The organism is Anabaena sp. UHCC 0253, assembly GCF_009712085.1.
Classification (GTDB): Bacteria; Cyanobacteriota; Cyanobacteriia; order Cyanobacteriales; family Nostocaceae; genus Dolichospermum.
The window spans coordinates 15,704-20,286 of record NZ_VILD01000004.1 but is presented as its reverse complement, the minus strand read 5'-3'; the positions used below and the strand labels follow the sequence as shown (position 1 = coordinate 20,286).

General features: G+C 38.8%; 3 protein-coding genes and 2 pseudogenes. 1 reads left to right on the top strand and 4 read right to left on the bottom strand.

Annotated elements, in window-relative coordinates; genetic code table 11:
* The 4 genes and pseudogenes from FJR38_RS11960 to cofG all read right to left on the bottom strand — a co-directional run.
* A partial coding sequence (locus tag FJR38_RS11960; RefSeq protein WP_168537263.1) for an aldo/keto reductase occupies window positions 1-645 on the bottom strand: 645 nt, incomplete at its 3' end.
* A gap of 154 nt (window positions 646-799) precedes the next feature.
* The gene (locus FJR38_RS11955; RefSeq protein WP_168537261.1) at window positions 800-1,645 is read right to left on the bottom strand and encodes a glycosyltransferase family 2 protein; all 846 of its coding nucleotides are present in this window, start codon (window positions 1,643-1,645) and stop codon (window positions 800-802) included.
* Window positions 1,646-1,765: 120 nt separating this feature from the next.
* Window positions 1,766-2,614, bottom strand: coding sequence for an HpsJ family protein (locus FJR38_RS11950; protein ID WP_168537259.1), 849 nt, complete (start codon window positions 2,612-2,614; stop codon window positions 1,766-1,768).
* Window positions 2,615-2,830: 216 nt separating this feature from the next.
* Window positions 2,831-3,795, bottom strand: a pseudogene (cofG, locus tag FJR38_RS11945) (7,8-didemethyl-8-hydroxy-5-deazariboflavin synthase subunit CofG).
* Between the two features lie 360 nt (window positions 3,796-4,155).
* Here cofG and FJR38_RS11940 point away from each other — a divergent pair.
* Window positions 4,156-4,583: pseudogene (locus FJR38_RS11940) on the top strand (photosystem II q(b) protein); the annotation flags it as partial.

Sequence of the window (4,583 nt, the reverse complement as noted above, 5' to 3'; positions counted from 1 at the left end):
TCCTAAAGGACTATAAGCAATTAATGTAATTCCCAAATCATCACAAACATCTTTTAAACCTAATTCCGTCACTGGATAGGTAGATAAAAGTGAATATTGCACTTGCAAAGTTTTAATAGGTATGCCTCTTTCCTGAAATCTTTTATGTACCCATAAAAGTCGTTTTGTACCGTAATTAGATAATCCTACACCTTTAACTAAACCTTGCTCATATAAATCTGCTAAACCATCTAATAAACCCACTTCTTGCCAAGGTGCATAATTAGCTGTAGACCAGTGCATTTGCACCAAATCAACATTTTTGCCTAATCTTTTTGCAGAGGCATTACAAGCTGATATAATTGAGTTTCTAGTCCATCTCCAAGGATAAGCAGCTAACTTAGTAGCAATGCAAATATTCTCTTGATTTAAACCTTGATATGCTTGGGTAAATCTTCCTAAAAGTAACTCACTGCGTCCCTTTAATTTACCTGTACCGTAGGAATCACCCGTATCAAATAATGTAATCCCATTGCTGACACAGAGGTTAAATACCTCTTGTAACTGGTTATCCATACTTTCATCATATCCCCAGAGCAGTTGGTTTCCCCAAGCCCAAGTTCCGCAACCCATGAGAGGTAGATTGAGTGTGTGGTTAGTTTGCATAGTTAAGAAGTTTTATTAATTACCTATTTAACCGTTAAAAGCGATATTCGACAAATGAACTCAGATATTAGAAATATTCACGAATGGTTATTCCTCCCCACCTTACTAAGATTTGAGGGTGAGGACTTCCGCAACTGGTTGAGTTTTCGAGTTATTATTTTTGCTTTTGTTCTTCTAAATTTGGTGTATGCAGATATTTCATTTCCCAAACTTTAAGTAAAATTAAATATTCGTAAAACGCCTGCAAAGTACACCAAGTAAATCCAGCCTTACCATCTAAACATCCACCCAGAAAAAAATACATATAGATAAAGCGTATTAGTGGTCTAGCAGGTAAACGCAAAGATAAATCTTTGAGAGCGCGTCTTCGTTCTACCTCGGATTTACCGAAAAATAAATTTCTATAGTTAATTTCACCACTTGTTAACTGAGATAATGTTTCTCTAGCTTCATCTGTAGAATAACGGTTATGTTTTTCAATCCAGCGGCTTAATCCCTTCCCAGAAGTGTAATGAGGATAAGTTTCTTTCAAAAAACTGGTAGCACCATTACAAACTTCTCGTTCTGTATGGCCATAGTCTGTAAACCAAACTTTTCCATGACGGAAAAGACGTAATTGGTAGCGGGGATATTGGGTACTGTAACGAATCCAACGATTCATAAACATCACCCTTTCAGCAACATAATAGGCGATGTATTCTGGATTTTGAGAGGCTTTTTCACATTCAGCAAATAGTTCTGGTGTCATGCGCTCATCAGCTTCAAGTATATACACCCATTCATGTTTAGGTGGTATGGACTCTAACATCCAAGTTCGTTGTTTTCCATGACTTTCAAAACGATGTTGGAAGACTCGCACAGGATAACGATTAGCGATTTCTATGGTGCGATCGCTACTGCAAGAATCCACGACAATGATATCATCAGATAACAGCGCCGATTCTATACAAGCTGCAATATCTAGCTCTTCATTATAAGTCAGTATGTAAACTGAAAACATTCTGTTGGGATGATGATTTAGTTAAATTTATAATCACTATTCGATTGCGGTTCATCAATAAAAATGGCAGGAAGGATGAGGATTAATAATACCTTCTGACTGCCATATTCAAGACTGAATCTAACGTGATGACTTGCGTTTAGAACTACCTTGCAAAACACCCATACCTTTTAATCCTGTCCAACCAATGACGATATAACCAATGGACAACAATAAACTACTAATGCCAATTCGCAATTCCTTCACAGCATCATCCTGAGTTTTCTTCAACCGTTGTTCTTTTTGAGTCCGAATTTGCGTGGTTCTTTGGACTGCTAGTTGTTGAGGGTCTGTTTGCTGGGCGATAAAATCATCAAGGGCTTTCGGATTTGCTTTATACTTCTTGAGTAAATCCTTCTGCGCGGCAGGTAGCTGGGGATTGTTAAGTGCTTGATTATACTTAACATCGTCTCTGACTAATTCATTAAGTTGAGTAGATAATTGCTCTTTTAATGCAGTCCGTTGTTTTTCTACAGCCGCTTTTACCTCATTATTGCCTAATTGAGTTTGAATTTGTGCTAATTGAGCAGTTACTTGATTTTCTAACTGTCCAGATTCTTCGTTAATACGTGCTAGTGCCTGTACCTTTACTTGATTAACGTTATTCAAATGTAAAGGGAAAATAAGCAAGAATATTAGCCCTAACAGACTGGAAATGATAAAAGTTGGTAATTTCAGACTCAAAGGTGATGAACGGCCACTTTCATCAAAACTATCAACCCAGTATGCAGTCAGTATTATTCCTATCCCCACCATGGGGACAATCCCCCGCTCAACAAGATTTCTAAACAGGTTGATTTGCCAAAGTTTATCTGTGGGTTGAAAAGGAAATAATAAAAATAGAAAATCTAGACCAAAGGACAATATACAAATTATCCCCACTAATTTGAGTGAAAGGGATATATTGGAGGAAGATGCACGGTTAACCATATTTTTTCACATTGTTAATACAACAGATTAATTACCATATTCAAAGTTACTTTCATCAATTTCTCAGCAAAATCAATTAGATTGAGAGTTACTTAGTAAAACTTAATACTAGTCTGTCTGATAAAACTTGAACTTCCCATTATATTACAGTATATTTTCTAATACACAATACACTCAGGAAATAGGTAATAATTCTATCACTCACCAATCAAAAAACTAGAATTTTTGCCGCCATTTTGTCACCTGCTCGGCTAATTCCCCATCTATCCAGCAGTCAAACTGGGGATACACTGGTAAGCGTGATACTAAATTCCACCCCCCAGACTCTAAAATTATTCTCAGTTCCTGCTCCTGTAAATGAGGATAATCAGGATTTACCTCATCCTTGGGACTTATTCCCCCTAAAATCCCCTTGCGCCCTGCATCTATACAAGCAAGTAACCAATTTTCGTCTTTAATTAATTAGGGGGAATCTGAATTGTAATGTCTGCTGGTAAAATTTCCCGCGCTTTGGTGATGACTGTCGGTAGTTGATGAGGGTTGAATGGTGGTGCATTCAAGGTTTGCACTGTTCCGGGGCTGTGGGGTTGGAGAATCACCTCCTGAATGTGATGGTAACGCCTATGGGACTCGGAAATAGCGGCTAAAGTTTCCCAGCAATCATCCTCAGTTTCGCCTATTCCTAAAAGTAGCCCGGTAGTAAAGGGAATTTTTAACTCTCCTGCCCATTGTAATTGTTGCGATCGCACTTGGGGCAATTTACTCGGCGCATGACGATGGACTGTATTTAATAATTGTGGCGTTAACTGTTCCAACATCAATCCCATAGACACATTAACATTTTTGAGTTTTTGCATTTCAGCAAAGCTCAATGGTCCAGCATTGGTATGGGGTAAAAATCCCATCTCTAATGCCAATGCACACAAATCATAAATTCGTTGTAACCAATCCTCACGCCTTGCTGAATGGGGATGTACTTCACCACTCAGAATTAATATCTCACAGACATTTTGATCTTTGAGTTGTAACAAAATTTCTTCAGCTTCCCCAAGACTTAACCAGGGACTTAAACCCGGTTCTGTGCGGAAATTACAATAAGAACAGCGGTTAAAACATTCATAAGTAGGAACGATAGTGTAAGCAGGACTGTAAGTAACAATATTTTGACTAGATAGAGACATATGTAGGGGCGCAGGGCCTGCGCCCAAAAACTGTAGGTAACATAACAATATTTTGGCTAGATAGAGACATATGTAGGGGCGCAGGGCCTGCGCCCAAAAACTGTAGGTAACATAACAATATTTTGGCTAGATAGAGACATATATAGTAGCTTGCGCCCAAAAATTCAGGAGTTCACAAAAAGATTAATACTTGAAAAGCATACTACGTCTAGTTTATAGCTCTAAAAATGACTGACTTGGCAAGATTTATTAAAAAATATTACAAAACCCCTTTACAAATCGAAACATAAAGCTTAATATAAATTCATGAGGTAGAAACACCTACCAAAACATACATAACTCAAACGCAATTATAAACACATGACCACAACCTTACAACAGCGCGAAAGCGCCAACGTATGGGATCGCTTCTGCGAATTCATCACCAGCACTGATAACCGTCTATATATTGGTTGGTTCGGCGTATTGATGATCCCTACTCTACTATCTGCGATCGCTTGCTTCGTCATCGCATTTGTAGCTGCTCCTCCCGTTGACATTGACGGTATCCGCGAACCAGTTGCAGGTTCACTACTCTACGGAAACAACATCATCTCCGGTGCAGTAGTTCCTTCCTCCAACGCCATCGGTTTACACTTCTACCCAATTTGGGAAGCAGCTTCCTTAGATGAGTGGTTGTACAACGGCGGTCCTTACCAACTAGTAGTATTCCACTTCTTGATCGGCGTATTCTGCTACCTCGGTCGTGAATGGGGAACTTTCTTACCGCTTAGGAATGCGCCCTTGGA

Coding starts and splice junctions, on each gene's coding strand:
- FJR38_RS11955 (WP_168537261.1), bottom strand. CDS start 1,645: ATGTTTTCAGTTTACATACTGACTTATAATGAAGAGCTAGATATTGCA.
- FJR38_RS11950 (WP_168537259.1), bottom strand. CDS start 2,614: ATGGTTAACCGTGCATCTTCCTCCAATATATCCCTTTCACTCAAATTA.